2 protein-coding genes are annotated in these 2,085 nt (G+C 50.9%); both read right to left on the reverse strand.

Translation table 11 applies throughout. The features are described from left to right. Positions 1-233: GDP-mannose 4,6-dehydratase (locus LLG96_04320; GenBank protein MCE5249427.1), on the reverse strand; the 233-nt coding region annotated here is incomplete at its 3' end. Between the two features lie 25 nt (positions 234-258). Then, a complete protein-coding gene (locus tag LLG96_04325; GenBank protein ID MCE5249428.1) occupies positions 259-1,611 on the reverse strand; it encodes a hypothetical protein in 1,353 nt (450 codons plus the stop codon). Between the last annotated feature and the right edge of the window lie 474 nt (positions 1,612-2,085).

A 2,085-nucleotide genomic window follows, 5' to 3' on the forward strand; every position in this document is an offset into this window, starting at 1 on the left:
GTGTAAATGATATCAAGCAGAGTATCGGTGGCACCCATATCGCCATAATGCAGAAATAGGCGCGGTTTCTCACCGTTGCCATGCGGATCACGGTAGAGGTGATCGATACGGTCGGTGTTGAACGAGCTGCTCCGCCTGATCAAACCGTACACTTCATAGCCCTTACCGAGGAGCAATTCCGCAAGATATGACCCGTCCTGCCCCGTAATCCCCGTAATGAACGCTTTTGGCATGACATTCTCCCATAGAGCTGAGCAGTTACATGTTTTTCACTGTCTCGCCCAAAATCATCCAGAAGGTTGTTATCATGACCACACCCGATGGGGGTATGATCTTCGTGTCGTATCCGGGAATCTCGACAACAGCATCGCCGTGTTTCCAGTAAGGATCGATGTAGATATCGATCTTGCTCATATCGGGCGCCACTGGTGTTCCTTCACCGACTTCAGTCGGGCCGGGTGTGAACACGCACACCGTTTTTACGCCGATTTCTTTCGCGAGGTCCAGTTCCTGTTCGGGTGTATATGAATATCCAACATGGAACCAGATATCCCCTCTCGAAAGGACTCCCTTGAGATAATCCCTGCCGTACTGGTTCGAGAGAACGGTGAAAATATTCGGATATCCGGGCATCCGCAGCTGGGCGACCATGAAATGCCCCACAACGCTTGCGACGACCTTGTGGCCGGATTTGATCGTTTCGGCGCATGTTTTTCCGGCCTGACGGAACTGTTCAAGCTCGCCTGCCTTGATTCTATCGAGGTACCCTCTGACCGTCGTGACATACTGCCGTCCCGGAACACCGGCCTTAACCGGAGATATCTTCATGTCCGAATGGTACAGAAAATCGCCGATTTTTGTATTGCGGGGAGCGGCTCCGGGGACAAACATGCTCTGCCAGAGCGCCGGCATCTTTCCGAGACGGGTCAGGGCGCCGACATACTCGGCGGTGAATGTCCACATATTGATGACATTCGCCATCGCGCCGACCGGTCCGAAGGGAGCTGCCGAGCCGATTTTCATGACCGGTACCGGTCCTGCTTCGAGACCGCTGTCGATGAGATAATCGGCGAGACCGGCTATCTTCGATGATTGGGAGCCGAACACGATGATGAGCGCGCCCTTCTGCTTGAGCGTGTTTATCTGCGCGGTCTGTTCATCGGGTTTCAGATCGATCGTGCCGACAAGCACGATATCGTTCTGCGCCACTTCGTTGTTCAGCGGAACCGGCTGGATGTGACGGAGCCCTCCGGCGCGGTCGCATGCCTCGGCGACGAATCCACCCCAGTCCTCATGCATGGGATATCCGATTCCGCCGCCCGGAATCATCTTTGTCTCTTCATTCCCCGTCCTCGTAACGGTCTCGTCATCCGTCACATAAATCTTGCCGCCTTTTACGGCGCACGCGGCAGCCGCATCCGCCGCCTTCGAGATGTCGTCCATGATGGTTTCGGTGTGATCGAGACATCCGATTACCTTCGTTATATATACATCAGCGGGACTTGCATTCGAAACAGGCTCCTGAGTCACCGCTTTTCCCTCCTCTTTCTTCGCACACCCGGCAGCAAAAACAATCATGACCGTAATTAAAATCGTGTTCGGAAACCGCATAGTAATAATCCTCCCTCTCCATTTGAATAACAATCTGTTATGCTTAACACCTCAATATAATATACAAGGCAGGATTATTCATCACTTTTTTAACCGGTCATGCCAGGCTGTGTTGAAACACCTAACTATTTGTGCAATCGATCATTGATCACAGATGCTGAACAAAGTTAAATATGACAACCTGATCGTACGTGCGAGTACATGTCACCCTGAACTCCTATGTCCGAAAAGGAAAGGGATATGTCTGAAAAGGGCAAAACCTGATGAACCCCGTTTAAGATATTGGCAAGGGTGTTCGAGGTAAGTATTTTTAAATATTTTACCAGAAGGGTCAAAACTGTCCGGTTAAACTACTGAGTACCTTTTATTTGCAGTAGAATATGATAGTTGCCACTCTTAACCATGGAAACTCACCCCGCGCATAACACCTTGATAAAATAGATGTTAGCGGGCGCTTCCCCTCTCTTGTGGCAA

It is taken from the genome of bacterium (assembly GCA_021372535.1).
GTDB lineage: Bacteria > Latescibacterota > Latescibacteria > Latescibacterales > Latescibacteraceae > JAFGMP01.

Coding starts and splice junctions, on each gene's coding strand:
- LLG96_04325 (MCE5249428.1), bottom strand. CDS start 1,611: ATGCGGTTTCCGAACACGATTTTAATTACGGTCATGATTGTTTTTGCT.